Origin of the sequence: Marinobacter fonticola (genome assembly GCF_008122265.1) — a bacterium.
GTDB classification, from domain to species: Bacteria; Pseudomonadota; Gammaproteobacteria; order Pseudomonadales; family Oleiphilaceae; genus Marinobacter_A; species Marinobacter_A fonticola.
Genome location: NZ_CP043042.1, coordinates 3794004 through 3810527, shown reverse-complemented (window position 1 = coordinate 3810527; position 16524 = coordinate 3794004). Strand labels below are relative to the sequence as shown.

15 protein-coding genes and 1 tRNA gene are annotated in these 16524 nt (G+C 54.6%); 3 read left to right on the top strand and 13 right to left on the bottom strand.

Going from position 1 to position 16524, the window contains the following annotated elements; genetic code table 11:
- Nucleotides 1–2: 2 nt before the first annotated feature.
- The 4 genes from FXO11_RS16985 to FXO11_RS16970 all read right to left on the bottom strand — a co-directional run bounded on the left by FXO11_RS16985 (nucleotide 3) and on the right by FXO11_RS16970 (nucleotide 3185).
- A complete protein-coding gene (locus FXO11_RS16985; RefSeq protein ID WP_148864135.1) occupies nucleotides 3–722 on the bottom strand; it encodes an ABC transporter permease in 720 nt (239 codons plus the stop codon).
- A 4-nt stretch (nucleotides 723–726) separates the two neighbouring features.
- Entirely contained in the window at nucleotides 727–1431 is a 705-nt protein-coding gene (locus FXO11_RS16980) for an ABC transporter permease (RefSeq protein WP_148864134.1), read from the bottom strand.
- A gap of 57 nt (nucleotides 1432–1488) precedes the next feature.
- Entirely contained in the window at nucleotides 1489–2244 is a 756-nt protein-coding gene (locus FXO11_RS16975) for a transporter substrate-binding domain-containing protein (protein WP_148864133.1), read from the bottom strand.
- A 170-nt stretch (nucleotides 2245–2414) separates the two neighbouring features.
- Nucleotides 2415–3185: an ABC transporter ATP-binding protein gene (locus FXO11_RS16970; protein WP_148864132.1), complete on the bottom strand. Its 771-nt coding sequence runs from the start codon at nucleotides 3183–3185 to the stop codon at nucleotides 2415–2417.
- A 692-nt stretch (nucleotides 3186–3877) separates the two neighbouring features.
- On the opposite strand from FXO11_RS16970, the gene FXO11_RS16965 reads away from it, so the two are divergent.
- Complete coding sequence (locus FXO11_RS16965) at nucleotides 3878–4075, top strand: hypothetical protein (protein ID WP_148864131.1); 198 nt, start codon at nucleotides 3878–3880, stop codon at nucleotides 4073–4075.
- A 19-nt stretch (nucleotides 4076–4094) separates the two neighbouring features.
- On the opposite strand, the gene FXO11_RS16960 is transcribed toward FXO11_RS16965, so the two are convergent.
- Entirely contained in the window at nucleotides 4095–4370 is a 276-nt protein-coding gene (locus FXO11_RS16960) for a TIGR02647 family protein (protein ID WP_148864130.1), read from the bottom strand.
- Nucleotides 4371–4622: 252 nt separating this feature from the next.
- Between FXO11_RS16960 and FXO11_RS16955 the strand changes: the two genes are divergently transcribed.
- Both FXO11_RS16955 and FXO11_RS16950 read left to right on the top strand, forming a co-directional pair.
- Nucleotides 4623–5309: a DUF2959 domain-containing protein gene (locus tag FXO11_RS16955; protein WP_148864129.1), complete on the top strand. Its 687-nt coding sequence runs from the start codon at nucleotides 4623–4625 to the stop codon at nucleotides 5307–5309.
- Nucleotides 5310–5631: 322 nt separating this feature from the next.
- Nucleotides 5632–5877 carry a hypothetical protein gene (locus FXO11_RS16950; RefSeq protein ID WP_148864128.1) on the top strand — a complete coding sequence of 82 codons (246 nt, stop codon included), beginning with the start codon at nucleotides 5632–5634 and terminating at the stop codon, nucleotides 5875–5877.
- A 401-nt stretch (nucleotides 5878–6278) separates the two neighbouring features.
- Here FXO11_RS16950 and FXO11_RS16945 read toward each other — a convergent pair whose 3' ends face one another.
- The 8 genes from FXO11_RS16945 to FXO11_RS16910 form a co-directional block, all read right to left on the bottom strand.
- Nucleotides 6279–7136: a Crp/Fnr family transcriptional regulator gene (locus FXO11_RS16945; RefSeq protein ID WP_148864127.1), complete on the bottom strand. Its 858-nt coding sequence runs from the start codon at nucleotides 7134–7136 to the stop codon at nucleotides 6279–6281.
- 846 nt (nucleotides 7137–7982) lie between these two features.
- Complete coding sequence (locus FXO11_RS16940) at nucleotides 7983–8966, bottom strand: restriction endonuclease (protein ID WP_148864126.1); 984 nt, start codon at nucleotides 8964–8966, stop codon at nucleotides 7983–7985.
- Nucleotides 8967–9144: 178 nt separating this feature from the next.
- Nucleotides 9145–10125 (bottom strand): Abi family protein, encoded by a 981-nt coding sequence (locus tag FXO11_RS16935; RefSeq protein ID WP_202980243.1) that lies wholly within the window; start codon nucleotides 10123–10125, stop codon nucleotides 9145–9147.
- Nucleotides 10125–11864, bottom strand: a complete 1740-nt coding sequence (locus FXO11_RS16930) for a restriction endonuclease subunit S (protein ID WP_148864125.1) — start codon at nucleotides 11862–11864, stop codon at nucleotides 10125–10127. The genes FXO11_RS16935 and FXO11_RS16930 overlap by 1 nt, the downstream gene beginning before the upstream one ends.
- Nucleotides 11861–13357 carry a type I restriction-modification system subunit M gene (locus FXO11_RS16925; protein WP_148864124.1) on the bottom strand — a complete coding sequence of 499 codons (1497 nt, stop codon included), beginning with the start codon at nucleotides 13355–13357 and terminating at the stop codon, nucleotides 11861–11863. The genes FXO11_RS16930 and FXO11_RS16925 overlap by 4 nt, the downstream gene beginning before the upstream one ends.
- A gap of 54 nt (nucleotides 13358–13411) precedes the next feature.
- Entirely contained in the window at nucleotides 13412–15832 is a 2421-nt protein-coding gene (hsdR, locus tag FXO11_RS16920) for an EcoAI/FtnUII family type I restriction enzme subunit R (protein ID WP_148864123.1), read from the bottom strand.
- Between the two features lie 186 nt (nucleotides 15833–16018).
- Nucleotides 16019–16094: transfer RNA gene (locus FXO11_RS16915), tRNA-Phe, on the bottom strand.
- A gap of 137 nt (nucleotides 16095–16231) precedes the next feature.
- Entirely contained in the window at nucleotides 16232–16510 is a 279-nt protein-coding gene (locus FXO11_RS16910; RefSeq protein WP_148864122.1) for an oxidative damage protection protein, read from the bottom strand.
- Between the last annotated feature and the right edge of the window lie 14 nt (nucleotides 16511–16524).

Below are 16524 nucleotides of genomic sequence, written 5' to 3'. Positions count from 1 at the left end.
GATTAATTGGCTGGCTTGAGGTGCCGAAGCATCCGTTTTTCAAGGTGTCGGAAGATAAACACGATGGTGAAGGTCAGCGCCATGTAGATCAGCGCCACCGCGATAAAGGCGTCGAACGGCGCATAGAAGCGCGAGTATATATCTCTGGCTGCGCCGGTGAGGTCGACAATGGTCACCACGCTGGCGATGGCGCTGGCGTGGAGCATGAAAATCACCTCGTTCGAGTAGGCCTGTAGTGCCCGCCGCGCCGCGCTGGGCAGGATAATACGGCGGACCCGCATGATCCAGGACATGCCATAGGCCTTGGCGGCCTCGATTTCTCCATGAGGCGTCGCCACGATAGCGCCGCGAATGATCTCCGTGGTATACGCCGTGGTGTTGAGCACAAAGGCCAGCAGGGCCGGGTAGAACGGCTGCTTGAAGATCACCCACCAGAACGTGTCCTGGATACCTTCGATCTGCGCCACACCGTAATAGATGATGTAGAGCTGAATCAGCAGCGGCGTGCCGCGGAAGAGGTAGGTATAGAGCCAAACCGGGGCATTGATTAGCGGATTGCGGGAGGTGCGCATCAGCGCCAGCGGGATGGAGAGTACCAAGCCGATGATCAGCGACAGGAATACCAGTTGAACCGTGGTCACCAAGCCATCCCAATAGTGCAGCATGGTGGTCGCGGTGAAGACATCGTTCTGGTTCAGCCATTCGGCAATAAATTCAGGCATGAGCTCAGTCCCCTTTGGCAACGCCGACACTGACTCGGGCATGGAGCCACTTGATGAACAGTTCCGAGATGGCCGTCAGGATAAGGTAGACGGCGGCGACCGGAATGAAGAACTTGAACGGTTCGTGCTCGGCCTTACTGGCCTGTTCCGCCACACGTACCATATCGGTCAGACCGATAATGGACACCAGCGCGGTTGTTTTGAGCAACACCTGCCAATTGTTGCCGATACCCGGCAGGGCATGGCGCAGCATCTGCGGAAACATGATGCGGCGGAAGGTATGCCAGCGGGTGAAGCCGTAGGCCTTGCCAGCTTCGATCTGACCAGAGTCGACGGCCATAAAAGCACCGCGGAAGGTTTCCGTCATATAGGCGCCAAAGATCAGGCCGATGGTCAGAACACCTGCAATAAAAGGATTGAATTGCAGAAACCAGTCGATTTCGAACTCGTAGTAGAGGAAATCGGAAATCATGTTCACCAGCACCTGGCCGCCGTAGTAGAACAGCAACATCATGACCAGGTCGGGTACGCCACGGATCACGGTGGTGTAAAAGGTCGCGCCGGCATAGAGCCCGCGGCTCCCTGAAAGCTTTGACGAGGCGCCAATCAAACCGAGGGCGAGTGCAAGTGCCAGCGATGCCAGCGCCAGTTGAACGGTGACAAATGCGCCTTCCAGCAATGAAGGGCCGTAGCCGTGCAAATCGAGCATGGATAGGTCCGAGTCAGGGACGGGCCGCCGGCTATTTTCCGGCGGCCGCGTCAGGTTTTACATCTTGATGTCGTAGCTGAAGTACTTCTTCATGATCTCGTCGTAGGTGCCGTCGTTCTTCAGTGTTTCCAGCGCGGCGTTGATCTGCTTGGCCAGGTCCTCGTCACGCTTACGCATCGCAACGCCAACGCCCTCGCCCAGCTTTACTTGCTCGCCGATTTCGTGGAAGCCTTCGCGGCCAGCCAAAACTTGCTCGCCTACCGGGTAGTCAACGAAGATCATGTCCAGACGCTCGCCTTCCAGGTCCAGGACCATGTCGTCGGCGGTGGTGTAGCGCTTGATGTCGACCACGTCGCTCATGTTCTCGGTGACGTGGCTATCCATGGTGGTGCCGCGCTGAACGCCCACGACCTTGCCTTTCAGGGCGTCCTTGTCGGACGGGTCGGTGGTTTCGTCGGTCTTGGCGAACCAGGCGCCCGGCGTGTTGTAGTAGGGTTCGGAGAACAGCACCTTCTCGGCGCGCTCAGGGGTGATAGACATGGACGACATGATGGCGTCGAACTTACGCGCCAGCAGGCCCGGAATCATGCCGTCCCATGCCTGGATAACGAAGTCGCATTGGGCGTTCATTTCTTTACACATGGCTTCGGCCAATTCAACTTCGAAACCGGTCAACTCGCCATCCGGGGTTTTGTACTCGAACGGCTCGTAGGGCACGTCAAACGCAATACGGATATTCTTCCATTCTTTTGCCTGTACCGTGCCGGCCACGAGTGCCAGTGCGCAGCTTGCTGCAACAATCAGCTTTTTCATGAGTCGCTTCTCCATTGTTTGCCGTTTGGCTTTTTTATCGGCGGTGCAGGCACCGCCTTATCTCTGAACTGTTTTGACAGGGCCAAGGTAGCACCTGCCGTGACGGATCAGAATTCGGTTTCGGGAGCCTCCGAACACCAGAAGGTATTCAGGACTTGTACCTAGGCTCCTTAGAAGTTGGGTGCCAGAAACTGTTTCATACGTTCCGAGTCGGGATTGTCGAAGACTTTTTCCGGGGTCCCTTGTTCTTCAATACGCCCTTGATGCAAGAACAGGACCTGCGAGGACACATCCCTGGCAAAGGCCATCTCATGGGTCACCACGATCATCGTGCGGCCTTCTTCGGCCAGACTCTGCATGACGCGCAACACTTCGCCGACCAATTCCGGGTCCAGGGCCGAGGTGGGCTCGTCGAACAGCATGACTTCCGGCTCCATCGCCAATGCGCGCGCAATAGCCGCACGCTGCTGCTGGCCACCGGACATCTGCGACGGGTAGTAATCTTTGCGCTCGTAGATGCCGACCTTGTGCAGGTAGCCTTCGGCACGTTCGATGGCCTCTTTCTTGGGCACTTTAAGTACGTGGATCGGCGCTTCGATGATGTTTTCCAGTACCGTCATGTGGGACCAAAGGTTGAAGCTCTGGAACACCATGGAGAGCTTGGCGCGAATCAATTCCACCTGTTTGGTATCTGCCGGAATACGCGTGCCCTTGCGATTGTGCTTGAACCGAATGGGGTCACCGTGAACGATCACCTCCCCGGATGTGGGCGTTTCCAGGAGGTTGATACAGCGCAGGAAGGTACTCTTGCCGGAACCGGAGCTGCCGATCAGCGACACCACATCGCCTTTGCGGGTTTCCAGTGAAATCCCCTTGAGGACCTCGTTATCGTTGAAGGTTTTGTGGATGTCTTTACAGATCAAGGGCGCGTTGTCCGCCATGGATGACTCCTGGTCCTGTTCTGAAACAGTCGGTACTCGATAAAGATAGACGCATTCGAGCGGCTGCACTAACCCACTGAACCACGAACTCCACGTGGTTAACGAGGCTACTGCATCCGATGCAAGAGGGTGAGGGGGGAATCTACTCGTCGAGGACTTTCGCGAGCACAAGCTTAGCCACGGGAGACTGTCCGATCAGTGCGGCCGGTTGAAGGCGCGGACGAATCACCGTAGGGATTGTTGATGGGTCTGTCGTTATTTGAAGGCTTTGCATTCTGCTTTTTCCAGCCGTCTTAGTCGGGATCACCGACCTCGGCATTGCCTTTCTCGTTTTGTGGACCTTGTCCGACAATTGCCGTGCTGATGGATTTTGCCGACACGGAAATTGCGTATGGAACGCGGCTTGATAGCATAAAGTTTTACGGACTGTTGGGGTAAAAATCAATAGGCGCATGACTTGGCTGGGATCGGCGATGCCGGTGATTTAAGACGTAAAAGTCAAAAAAACAGAGTGTAGATAGACGCTTACGGCGAACTTCATAAATACCGCGGAGGGCGATACGCGTCACAAAAAGATACGGTTTTAATCTTAACGAGGGTCTGATTCTGTTAGTTTTTACGGCATGCGCCCGGGAAGGAGGCTTACTGTACACTCAAGTCGTTCAGACAAAAAAACAACAGGAACGCGTTTAATGGCTGTTACGCAAAACACTGTATTGCTCGAACGCGGCTTGCTGCGGATTGTGGCCCGCCCCTGCGAAAAAGCGCCTTGCCCCCGTGACCTGACATACGATGTGGAAATCGTCGGCCAGGAAGTGCTTCAGACTTTCCCGACCTTCGACGAGGCTTGCCAGTTCGTGGATATGGTGGCGCCGGCCACCGGTGAATAAGTGTTCATTCCTATTAAGCTCAATACTGTTGAGATGGGTTCTGTTGGGTCTGCTTAGGAGAGTGGGCAAGAATATCCTGCACCCGTTGCGCGTGCTCGGCCACTTCTATACCCAGTTGCGTGAGGTAACCGCCGTCCATTTGCGTTGTCAGCCCTTTGCTATACAGCCGCTCGGCGGCGGCTACCGCTTCGGGCGAAGCAGAGTGCTGGTGGACTTTGATACCCTCCTGTGTCGAATGCAGATTGAATAGCGCCAGCAAGTTGAGTTCCGCAACCAGTTCCGGGGTAAAGGGCATATGGGTTCTATCCTATGTTGTGGCCAATTCTTGTAAGTCTCTTTACACAGTTGTATACGACCTGGCGGGATTCGCAAGTTGCAGGCAGCCCAGTTGCGTTATCCCAAGGGCAAAAGTAAAGCCCACAGTGTGCTCGTGACGCCAGTTGGCCCCCTGTGGAGTCAATTGTGTCCCGGTGGAGATAGGCGCAAGGTAAAAAGAATACGGCGCTGGGTATCGACTCAGCGACACTAATTTTAAAGGAGGGAACTGATGCTCAACCGTAAACCAACCCCGAATCTGCAGTACGGTTCGTTCGTCCAACTACTCTCGCTCTGCCTAATGGCGTTGGCCTTAGGCGGCTGCAGTTCCATGTATTACAGCGCTATGGAGAATCTAGGCTTTGAAAAGCGGGAGATCCTCGTGGATCGTGTCGAAGAAGCGCGAGACGCCCAGTCCGAGGCGCAAGAGACTTTCCGGTCTGCCCTTGAGCGGTTCCAGAGTGTAGTCGGTTCGCCGGATACCGAATTGAAGGAAAAATATGCGCGGATCAGTAGCGCCTTCGAAGACAGTCAGGATGTGGCTCAAGAGGTGAGCGACCGCATTGATGCTGTGGAGGATGTTTCCGGTGCTCTGTTCGAGGAGTGGGAAGACGAACTGGACGCGTATGAAAGCGCCTCCTTGCGTCAGTCCAGCGAAGAACAACTGCGCGAAACCCGCCAGCAGTACAGCCAGCTCGTTGATCGTATGCATCAGGCGGAGGAGCGCATGGATCCGGTGTTGCAGGCCTTCGAGGATCAGGTGCTGTTCCTCAAGCACAACCTTAACGCTCAGGCGATCGGGTCACTTGAAAACGAGCTAGGCAATATCCGTCAGGATGTGGATGCGCTCATACAGAATATGGAAGCTTCCATCGCCGAATCCGAAGCGTTTATCCAGCGCTTCCAGAATGGCCAGTAATCGCCGGTGGGGCATCAGTCGCACAGGCTACTGAGGATACAATGTGCTTCATTAGGGTTGGGGCGGTTACCGATAAAGCATTAGCTGGACCAAAATGAAGCACATTAAAAAATGGTAGGCATTAAACAAACCTCTTTAAAATCACGGGTGAGGAGTAAGTTCAGTCGCTACCGGTGTTCTCTCGAAGCGCTGTTGGTAAACGAAAAGTCGGTTCGTATTCGCACCATTAAAAGCCGGTCAGGGAAGGCAAATTAACTTGAATCGAGGGGCGTGCGGAGGCTTTCTAGTAGAGCAGTATGAGAGCTTCATGAGGATCTGACTTATGGCTAACAGATACTTTGTCGATAAGGTTCCGCACCCGAACGGCAGCCATGAAGTCCATGTTGAGGGCTGCAGTCTCCTACCTGAGTCGCATGAATGCCGCTTACTCGGCTATCACCACCGGCCCGAGACGGCATTGCGACCGGCAAAAACGCTCTTCAGGCGCGCCCACCTATGCGCCTACTGTGCAGGGGAGTGGCAGTTCAACCTGATTGCACAGGGCGAACCGCTGGAACGCCGGGCTTGAATCGACGTCCGCGCGTGGATTAACCAGTGATCGTGAAACCGATAGCGTTGTTTAAAACGATGCCGGCTGGGATGCCTGGCGGAAGCGACACCTGCACAGTGGTGTGACTTGTCAGGGAGAGTTCTGACACCAGCCTTTTCATCCTGCACTTCTAGTGTGCCGTGCGGTTAATTCGCTGATCTACTGCGCGTCGCTGACGACGCTGGACAAGGCGCCAAGCCGCAGGCGGGGTGGTTCCCCGTCAAGGTTTGGGAACGACGGCCCAGCGTCGTCAGCGACGCGCCCTTCGGGAGCCCCTGAGAGCTTTGATAGCCGCGTTGCGCTGGCTCGATTTGGAACCACCGAACCTTCGCCACCGCGCCTTGCTCTCAAAGCTCTCAGGGGATCAGTAGATCAGCGAATTAACCGCATGGCACACTAGACGCCATTTGCGCGAACGGCTCGTCCGGTTCGCTCTGATACTGGGTCAGATAATGGCTATGGAAACTGCCGAAGTTTGCCAGCGCTGACCAGTCCAGCACGGTGATGTTTCCCGAAGTCACCGCGACCAGCCCCTCCTGCCGCAATCGCTTAACCACCCGATTAACATGAACGGCAGACAGGCCCAGCGCCCGGGCCAGGTGGGCCTGGGTCAGCGGGATCTTTAGCGACGCATTGGCCTGCGGCTGTCCATTTTTTCCCCCCGCGTGGGTATGGTTTTCTCCTCGCACAGGATTTTCCGGTTGGACCGTGCTGGCCCGGAATGCGAGCTCGCAGAGCAGGTTCGCGAGCCGTTGTTCGGCAGGTTTTGCCGTCACGTTAATCAGCAGTTCCCGATCGATGGCTTCGCCGCCCAGCTTGACCAATGAAAAAGCACGGGTGAGGTTGGGGTTACCGGCCAGCACCTTCTTCAGCTCTTTGGAGGCTATGCGCATGGTTTTCAGCGGAGTGATTGCCTTAACGGCAAAGTCAGACGTCGGTGTCAGGGAACTATTGATCTCTGTGGTATCTCCGGGCAGCAGGAAGCCAATGATGCAGATCTGACCATCTTCCAACAGAATATCCTGAGAGGCCCAGCCTTCTTCGATGACATGAATTTCTTCGTGGTGCCTGCCGCGGACAATCACTTCATCGCCTTTGCGGAATTCCTCTTTGCGGACGACGAGTTGTTGCAGCTGGTGCACATCCGCTGGGGTGAGCGAAACGTGTTTGCCAAGTTTGCGAAGTAGCGGTGCAAGTGAAGAATCGAAGTGGGAGAGATCACTTACATTGGAGTTCATTGGCCGTCCTTTGTCCGGTCGTTAATGGGTGGTTATCTGTGCGGGGGTGTTCGACCATGCGTGTTGCATCCCCAGCCGAGTCGCCAGTTCTTATATTTATACAAGTCGCTAAAATTAACAATCTAAGCAATAACATAGGTTAAGCAGTTGTTTGCGGCTGATTGTCGGGCAAGGGAACAGCGCATAAGAATTAAGGCGACTGGAGGAGAGCATTATGGGTAAGCATCGCAAGATAGAAGGCACGCCCGAAGGTCTGGGAAGACGGGAGTCTTGGGCGCGATGAAGAATATGTGCGTGTATCGACCAACGTCGATGAAGCCCGCTGAACGAAGCCGTCGGCTTGAAGCCGATTTCCATTCGCTTGCAGCAGTCGCTCATTGACGATTACAAGATGATCGCTGAGATCAATGGCATTGGCTATCAGCCCCCTGATTCGTCAGGTCTAGAAGCGATTTGCAGACGCAGAGAAGAAACGCATTCTGCGAGAACGTGCCGTTGAACTACGGATCCGGAAGGTGACGGTGATGACGAGCCGAACAACGGCAAAGTGGCTGGCGGTTAATTCGGTGGTTGCCTCTAATAGATCTCGGTCCCCATTTCTCCCCGTCCCCGTTTCTCCCCGGTACCGCTTTACTGATCTTGCTAGATGCCGTCAGTAACCGCCTGATTTTATCAGTTACTGTCCCATAACTGCCCCATGGGGCAGTTTCGACTCCGGGGAAGCGTCCGCTGTGAAGAGCGCCAGTCATAACGCCATTTCTCATCCTGGGCAAGGTAGGTCAGCGGAGTGACTGGTAGCTTCATTATCTGCGATTTTAATTGAGAGGGCATCTTTGTAACCCGTTGTTAAATCAGCAATGAAGGCCCCGTCGATAATCCAAGCCGATTGAGTGTTGCTGGAGATAGCCGGTCAGAGCGTTCTATCACCCACTCGACGAAACGCTCGCCGTCCATAACTCCAATGCCTTGGCCTTCTGCCTCTTCTATCAGCTCTTGCTGGACATCCCCGGTAGTGATGAGCCACCTCTGAATATCGTCATCGCTGTCGAGCTGTTGAAGCTGCCGTAGCGCGTGGTGTCCAGTATTGCCGTTATGATGTTTCACCTGAATCAGCAATTTGTTTGAGGTGAAACGGTCTTCACGGAATGCTTCGATATCAGCGTCAGCGCGCCCTTCAAAAGCTGTTTTGGCTAGAATCTTTGCTGCATATCCCTCTGTGCGTAAAAGCTCGGCTACCAGCTTTTCAAGCCCAATCCCACCGCTCTCAAGGTTGGTTTTGCCGGCTCGAATGTTATTCAGGAGTTGTTCGCGAAGGCTACTCAGAGCGTCTGCTTCTAACTCCTGAATATGGGAGTCGAAACTTGCAGCTCCCTTGTCCTTAATTTGATTGATGATGCGGATGATGTCGTCGTTGAACTCCCCGAGGGAGACGACCGACATACGAATTTTGAGCCGAGTAGACAACGCTTCCGGTAGTTCCGAGCGAGGCACCCGAACAACGGAGCCATCTTCGTGGCGGAAGTATTCCACGCCAATACGATTCTCTCCGTAACCAATGTCCCTCGCGTAAGACCTCTTGCCTGTCGCTATCCCGAAGGCCGCTGCTCGGTGAAGGGGAACAACCACAATGTCACCTTCCTGAATCGCGAAGAATCGCTTTATCTGGTTGCGATGACGTCCCGGATTAATGCTCTTTTCTGCAAATAGCGCCATGAGACGGGCGATGTCTTCTGCTTCTGAAAAGTTAACCTGGGGCCATCCGTAACCCGCCAAGTTCTCAGTAATGAGTTTACTGGGACTGCGAACGAGATAAACTTTCGAATTTTCCACGTAGGACTCCCTGCATTTAATTGAAAATTGGAGGTTTCACTATGCCCAATCGCTGGCTGCCATTTCAGGCTGCGTATGCGTCGACTTGACAATAGTTGGGCTAGTCTCTAATCTTTCTCTCAACATGACCCTGGCCTCTTGGTTGCTTGCAACTTACGCTGGGGTTTTTATTTTCTGGCTACCACCAGTCCTTCCAGTCTTCTGTAATCCCCATTCCGCTCAAATCCAGCTTTCTCGATGAGTTCTGCTCCGGAAACTGTTCCAGGTGTTGTGCCAGGCGGTTGTGCCACTGGGTATTTGGACATATCGACTTCACCAGCGTGCGTGAAATGGCCAGCAGCAGGAACGGCTTGAAGCGGGTGTCTTCGTTGTCGATGAACGAATCGCACCAGGCTATCTCGCCTCGTTTGGGGAGCATTGGCTTGGAGGTGATGTTCCGGTTCCACAGGCGGCTGTGGTGGGCTACCAGGTTGCGCAGGTAACTCAGACTGAACAGCCAGCTTTTGAACACCTTCCAGTCGTTCACGCCGTAGCGGTTGGCAATGGTCAGCTGGTCTTTAACGTTGAGCATGCTGAACAACTGGGAGATGGCACCGAAATCCAGCACCTCCACTGCTACCCATATCGGCAGTTCTTCACCATGGTTAGTGTGGTAATGCCGAACGAAGTCTTCCTTGGAGCGACTGACCAGCCCCCGGTATTTGTTCAGCCAGGCATCAAAGGCAGAATGCGGGCTGCCCTTGTGGAACGGTCGGCTTGCAAAGCCTGGGTGAAAGTGAGCCTTGGTGTTCTCGATGTGGGCAAAAGAGCTGCGTTTGCCCAAGAGGTAAGACAGGTCTACCCGCAGGGAAATTTCAATCCGTTCCAGAGCATCCGCCAGATACAGACGCAGCTGCTTATCAAAAAGGTAGAGGCGCACCGCATCGACAAACTGAGTGTCCGGATGGAACTCGTCCAAAGCCTGGGAGGCAAGTTTTCCAGTGTTATTGTCCTGAACCACTTCGAACTTTCGAAATGGATACCAGTAGGCGCTCAGGCGGTAGTAGCCCACACGCTCCAGGTAATCCAGGGCGGCGGCTTCATCGGTGACCACCATGCCCCGAGATTTCAGCAGTTCCAGTTGCTCAGGGAAGGACTTCCATGGCCTGCTGTACACCATTAGCTCAGGGCTCCTTCTACTATCGATTCGGCCAACTGACAGCGGGTTTCGCTGGCCTGGTTCAGGCGTTCCTTGAGTTGGTCGCAGAGGGCCATGAGTTCATCGACTTTCTGGACTATGCGGTACTGTTCCGCCTGAGGGGGCAAGGGAATTGGCATTTTACGTAGTCCCGTCAGGGGGACAGTCTTTTGCGCTATACCCGTTGCAATCTCGTCGGCGTAGAACTGCCCGTATTCGCTCTCAAGAACTAGCTTGACGTAATCGCGCGGAGTTGAGGCTGTGGCTCTAAGTATTGCGACGTGACGTTGAACACAAAAGGCTTTGCATGTAAGCACCTTAATAGGAATACCGTATGAACCTGTGACGGTATAGAGGAGGTCGCCATTGGTTGGTTTTCTGCTCCAGTCCAGCTGGGAATAATAGTTCTCGTTGACGTGTTTGCAGCCCGCAAAGTCTATACGGCCGGTGTTTAAATTGCCGATAACCAAGAAGGGGACGCCCTCTTCGCTCTTGGGCGGAGCTTGATGGTCTCCATCTGTCACGATTGCGAAAAGTTCTCCGAGCCGGACCCAATTCCAGTTGCGTGGCAAAGGAAACGGCGGCGATATCTGCAAGTCGGTGTTCGCAGGGATTTTGGGTGCCCGTACCTTCCCTGACTGAACTAACTCCCGGCGTTCAGCAGTAACACTATTAAGTAACTCTGAGGCGGGCTCATCCCCCACATCCCGCTTCACCAACCGCCCCGTCACCGCCAGTTGCAGAATGGTTTGCTTGAGCTTGTCGATGCTCTGCTCGGTGGTGAGCAGGGCGTCGAAGTGGGCGGCGAGGCGGGCCCAGTTGTCGGCCAGTTCGGTGGCGTTTTCGGATTGGGTGAGGGTGCCGAGCAGAGTGTCCACGAGGGTTTCGTGGGCTTCGAGCTGGTCGCTGGTTTGTTGTTCCAGCCGGTCGCAAAGGGCCATGAGTTCATCGACTTTTTGGACGATGCGGTGTTGTTCTCGTTCAGGGGGCAACGGAATCATGGCCAATCTGGCCTTGTCGGTTCCCAGTCGAGGTAAATTCATACCATGCGTGGAATCATTTGCGTACCGCCTAAAACTCGGCGACTTCAGCGCCAACCGAAGGAATTCTGGCAATAGTCCCAAGTAGCCCCGAATGGGGATGATTTCGGTCGTACAAACACCAGGCTCATCCGCAACGAGCACTTTATCGAGGTAGGGGCGTAGCTTTCCATAAAGTACATCACCCCGCTCAAACCGATTCTTCGAGCTCCTGAACTGGCGCTCCGTGTAGCGAACTTTGTTGAGAAGCTTGGAGCTCTCTTTTTCAATATCCTCCAGCTCTAATACCCATGTATTATCAGCAACCTGATTGGGTTCAGCTTTGTCTGTGACTCCGTAGTTCGTTACTTGCCCTAGGCGAACCCAGCACCAATTTGACGGAACTTGATAGGGTTCCCCACCACTGGCGGCTTCAAGTTTTTTGGGTTTCTTGATTACCTTCTCGGCAGCCAAGCGAGATTTTTCCGACTCAATCTTCGACAACAGCTGGTGCGCTGGTTCATCGCTTTCCTCTGCTTTAACTAGTTTGCCCAATAGAGCCAACTCCAGAATCAACTCCCGAAGCTTCTTAACCCCAGTCAGCTCAACCTTGCCATTACTCCCCCGGCCACTGCTGGACTTTTTCGTAACCGCCCCGGTCCACAAATCCAGGTGCTCGGTAATCAGCTCCCGCGCACTCACGCCGCACCTCCATCGGTGCTCTCACCGTTGTTGTGGGAAAGTGCATCGGCGAGGATGTCCCTAAGTTGGTGGCGGATCTCCTGAATCTCGGCCTGTTGTTGTTCGTACTTGGCCAGCAGTTCGTCCGGGTCGTGGCTGATCTGCTCGCCTACGTGAGGGTTCTTGATGTCCAGGTTGTAGTTGCGGGCCTTGATGTCGTCGACGGACACTTCCCAGGCCTGTTCGGTTTCCTCACGGCTCGCGAATCCGTCGGCCTCGGTGCCCCACCAGTCGATTTCGGTCTGGAACTCGGAGAACTTCATGGGCTTGGTTTTGCTGTAGCTCTTGTAGCCTTCCGGGTAGGGGTGTTCGTAGTACCACAAGGTTTCGGTGGGCTTGCCCTTGGTGAAGAACAGCAGGTTGGTCTTGATGCCGGTGTAGGGGTTAAACACGCCGTTGGGCAGGCGCACGATGGTGTGCAGGTTGCACTCGTGCAGCAGTTTTTCCTTGAGGCGGGTTTTCATGCCTTCGCCGAACAGAAAGCCGTCTGGCAGCACCACGGCAGCGCGGCCACCCTCTTTCAGTAAGTGAATGAAAAGGGTCATGAATAGGTCGGCGGTTTCCCGGGTGCGGAAGGCGCTGGGGAAGTTGGTTTCGATGCCGTCCTCTTCCATGCCGCCGAAAGGCGGGTTGGCGACAATGACGTTTACCCGCTCGCGCGGCCCCCAGTCGATGAGAGGACGCGCCAGGGTGTTGGTGTGCTTGATTTGGTCCGGCACCTCAATGCCATGCAGAACCATGTTTGTCGTCGCCAGCAGGTGCGGTAACGGCTTCTTCTCGACACCTATAATGCTGCGTTGTAGAACTTCCTCGTCTTGGGGTGTCTTTACGTAGTGCTTGCGCTTGTGGTCGATGGTGCAAGTCAGGAAGCCGCCGGTACCGCAGGCCGGGTCCATTACCAATTCATCCAGTTTTGGGTCGACCTGATTCACCATGAACTGCGTTACCGCCCGAGGCGTGTAGAACTCGCCCGCATTCCCGGCGCTTTGTAGGTCCTTCAGGATCTGTTCGTACATATCCCCGAGTTCGTGACGCTCAGCGGATTTGTTGAAATCGATGCCGTCCTGAAGCTTATTGATGACCTGGCGCATAAGCTGCCCGGACTTCATGTAGTTGTAGGCATCCTCGAACACATTGCGGATGACAATGCCGCGATAGTCATCGCCGGCGGCCTCAAGGTTCTGTAATCCCGGGAACAAAGTGTTATCGACAAAGTCTTTGAGCTCATCGCCGGTCATGCCCTCGGGGTCGGAGGCCCAATTACGCCAGCGGAGATTGTCCGGAATCGGCGACTTGTAGCCGTCGTAGAAAAGCTCCCACTCCTGCTCCCGGTCGTCGAATATCTTTAGGAACAGCATCCAGACTAACTGGCCGATACGCTGTGCGTCGCCGTCGACGCCAACGTCTTTGCGCATGATGTCTTGGATCGATTTGATGGTGGTGCTGATTGGCATGACTTCGCTGTTCCTGAATTTTCGGAGATGTATATACGCGCGTGAGTGTATCGCTTACGAGGTCTTTTGGTAGAGGGCGTCTTCGAGATCTTTCACGGCGTCGGTATAGCCAGGTTTGCCGCCAAAGGCCTGCAGAAGTTCCATCGGGGCACCTATGCGGTCGAAAGGTGCGAGGGTGAGCACTTTGACGTCTTCGATAGGCTCGATGCCGGCATCGGTGTACTTGTCGAGCAGGGCGTCCAGAACCAGACGACTGGCGCCTTCATATTTGCTGAAATAGTTTTTCTTGCGGACCTGTTCCGCGCGTTCCTTGCGGGTCAATGGCGGTTGGTCGTAAACGATGTGGCAAATGACATCGAAGGGGTCCGGTTCGGCGCCCAGTTTCTTGCTGACATCCTTGGTGAGGTCGTCCCAGAACACGCCTTGTTCGGCCAGTTCCTCGACAATGGTTTGCTTGCGGTCAGAGGTATTCCAGCGGCGCAGGAAGTCCTCCAGGGAAGCGTACTGCTCTTTGACCTTCTTACGGGTGTAGTCTCGCAGGCTTTCTGTAATGAGCTTGCCGTCGGGGCTCAGGTATTGCACTCGCTCGGCCATGACGTTGACCTCGACATCGCCGACAACGTATTTGATGCGCTTGCCTTTGGCATCATCCGACGCGCCCGGGTTGCTGTCGTCGCTCTGCCAGACTTGGTCTGAATCGACGGCGTAATCATGGGGTTCTTCTTCCGTACCAAATTCGCTGGCCGTGGGGTCAAAGGCTTCACGCTCATCGTCGGGCACAATGGGCTCATCGCCCTTGGGTTGATAGACTTTCACTGGTTCGCCGTCAAACGCCGGGTCAGCAAACAGCTCGGTCGCCTTCTTGAAGTCGAGGATGGTGAACCAGTGCTTGTTGTAGTCGTCATTGATGCGCGTGCCGCGGCCGATAATCTGCTTGAACTCAGTCAGGGACTGGATGCGTTGGTCCAGCACAATGAGTTTGCAGGTCTGGGCGTCTACGCCCGTTGTCATAAGTTTGCTGGTGGTCGCGATGACCGGATAGCGCTCTTCCGGGTTGATGAAGTTGTCCAGCTCGGCTTTGCCTTCCTGTTCGTCACCCGTAATGCGCATCACGTATTTACGGTTTTCCTGTACGCGCCGAGGGTTCAGATTAACTAGTGCCTGGCGCATGCGCTCGGCATGGTCGATATCTTCACAGAACACGATGGTTTTCTGGTAGGGATCGGTATTTTCTAGAAACTCGGTAACCTTCTCAGCAATCTTCTTAGTGCGCTTCTCAAGCACCAGATTGCGGTCGAAATCTTTCTGATTATATATCCGGTCTTCAATGAGCTCGCCGTGCTTGTCGGTCTGGCCCTTGCTGGGGCGCCAGCCCTGTAGGTCCCTGTCCAAATCCACGCGAACGACTTTGTAGGGCGCGAGAAAACCGTCCTCAATGCCTTGTTTCAACGAGTAGGTGTAAACCGGGTCGCCGAAGTAGTCGATGTTGGAGACGTCTTTCGTTTCCTTCGGGGTGGCCGTTAAACCGATGTGCGTGGCGCTGGAGAAGTAATCGAGAATCTGCCGCCAAGCGGAGTCTGCGGCTGCGCTGCCGCGGTGGCATTCGTCGATAACGATTAGGTCGAAGAAATCCGGTGAGAACTGTTTGTAGATGTTCTTCTCTTCCTCGCTGCCTGTGACGGCCTGGTAAAGGGAGAGGTAAATTTCGTAGGACTTATCGACAGTACGATTCGTCACCTTCGTCATGGCCTGGCCGAACGGCTTGAAGTCGTTGTTCTTAGTTTGGTCGACGAGGATGTTCCTATCGGCCAGAAACAGAATTCGCTTCTTCTGCTTCGATTTCCAGAGGCGCCAGATAATCTGGAAAGCGGTAAAAGTCTTGCCGGTTCCGGTGGCCATAACCAGCAGCAAGCGGTCCTGACCTTTGGCGACAGCTTCTATAGTTCGGTTAACGGCCACCATCTGGTAATAGCGCGGCACTCGGCCGCTGCCATCGTCGTAGTAGGGCTGTTCCACCGTTTCCCGGGCCTCGGGCTGCGTTAGGCCTTTGTGCTGGCAGTAGAGCTCCCAGAGGCGCTCAGGCGAGGGGAATTCATCCAGGGACAGAGACGTTTCGGTTTTACTAATCAATCCCGTACGGTCGTGAAAGAGAAAGCCATCGCCATTGCTGCTGAATACGAACGGTGCAGCGAGGGCATCACTGTAGGCGAGGGCTTGCTGCATACCGTCGCCCAGGCTGTGGTTGTTGTCCTTCGCCTCGATGATGGCAATCGGAATGTTCTTCTTGAAGTTGAGCACGTAGTCGGCACGACGAGGTCGTGCACGGGTGTGCATTCGGCCCCGAACAATGATGCGGCCGTTGGTAACGGGGAATTCCTCACGGACTTGCGTCTGGATATTCCAACCGGCCTGCTCCAGGGCTGGATTGATGAACTTGGTGCAGATGTCTCTTTCTGTCAGTTTCTTCTTATCCATGCGCGCCGCCGTTACTTCAGAATTGCAACTGCTCGTGTCGGAGTTGCTTTACCTGAACGAGAGTAGCGGAAGTTGTCGGGTTTCAGAAGTTATGAAGCAGGTTGGAAAAGCAAAACTCTTCGGAAGAAAAGCTGAAGAGCCAGAAACAAAAAAAAGCCGCTCGATTGAGCGGCTTTCCTGAATTCGTGGTGCCCGGAGGCGGAATCGAACCACCGACACGGGGATTTTCAATCCCCTGCTCTACCGACTGAGCTATCCGGGCGTTGTGTCATACAACTAGTGTTGTATCCGCAACGGGGCGCTATTAAACCGGTTTGGCCGGTTTGAGTCAAGGCTGTTTGGGAGAAAATTTCCCGGTTTTCGGTGCCTTGCTCAATGCTTGATCAATTCCGGTTTCGCTCAGCCTTTCTCTTCCGGTGGTACAAAACCTTCGGCCTGTTCGTAGGGCTCGTTATCCAGGAACTTCTCCATTTGCGCTTTGAGGTATTTACGGGCGAAGGGGTCGATCATGTTCAGGTGTTTTTCGTTGATCAGCATGGTTTGCTGGCTCTGCCATTCCTGCCACGCCTGTTTCGAAACCGTTTCGTAAAGCTCCTGACCTTTGGGGCCGGGCATAGGGGGCGTTTCGAGGCCTTCCATTTCCTTCTGGTATTTGCGGCAGAATACGGTGCGGCTCATGGGCGCTCCTGTGT

What these genes read in the sequence shown, in the direction of transcription:
- FXO11_RS16985 (WP_148864135.1), bottom strand. Translation starts at nt 722, where the DNA reads ATGCCTGAATTTATTGCCGAATGGCTGAACCAGAACGATGTCTTCACC.
- FXO11_RS16980 (WP_148864134.1), bottom strand. Translation starts at nt 1,431, where the DNA reads ATGCTCGATTTGCACGGCTACGGCCCTTCATTGCTGGAAGGCGCATTT.
- FXO11_RS16975 (WP_148864133.1), bottom strand. Translation starts at nt 2,244, where the DNA reads ATGAAAAAGCTGATTGTTGCAGCAAGCTGCGCACTGGCACTCGTGGCC.
- FXO11_RS16970 (WP_148864132.1), bottom strand. Translation starts at nt 3,185, where the DNA reads ATGGCGGACAACGCGCCCTTGATCTGTAAAGACATCCACAAAACCTTC.
- FXO11_RS16965 (WP_148864131.1), top strand. Translation starts at nt 3,878, where the DNA reads ATGGCTGTTACGCAAAACACTGTATTGCTCGAACGCGGCTTGCTGCGG.
- FXO11_RS16960 (WP_148864130.1), bottom strand. Translation starts at nt 4,370, where the DNA reads ATGCCCTTTACCCCGGAACTGGTTGCGGAACTCAACTTGCTGGCGCTA.
- FXO11_RS16955 (WP_148864129.1), top strand. Translation starts at nt 4,623, where the DNA reads ATGCTCAACCGTAAACCAACCCCGAATCTGCAGTACGGTTCGTTCGTC.
- FXO11_RS16950 (WP_148864128.1), top strand. Translation starts at nt 5,632, where the DNA reads ATGGCTAACAGATACTTTGTCGATAAGGTTCCGCACCCGAACGGCAGC.
- FXO11_RS16945 (WP_148864127.1), bottom strand. Translation starts at nt 7,136, where the DNA reads ATGAACTCCAATGTAAGTGATCTCTCCCACTTCGATTCTTCACTTGCA.
- FXO11_RS16935 (WP_202980243.1), bottom strand. Translation starts at nt 10,125, where the DNA reads ATGGTGTACAGCAGGCCATGGAAGTCCTTCCCTGAGCAACTGGAACTG.
- FXO11_RS16925 (WP_148864124.1), bottom strand. Translation starts at nt 13,357, where the DNA reads ATGCCAATCAGCACCACCATCAAATCGATCCAAGACATCATGCGCAAA.
- hsdR (WP_148864123.1), bottom strand. Translation starts at nt 15,832, where the DNA reads ATGGATAAGAAGAAACTGACAGAAAGAGACATCTGCACCAAGTTCATC.
- FXO11_RS16910 (WP_148864122.1), bottom strand. Translation starts at nt 16,510, where the DNA reads ATGAGCCGCACCGTATTCTGCCGCAAATACCAGAAGGAAATGGAAGGC.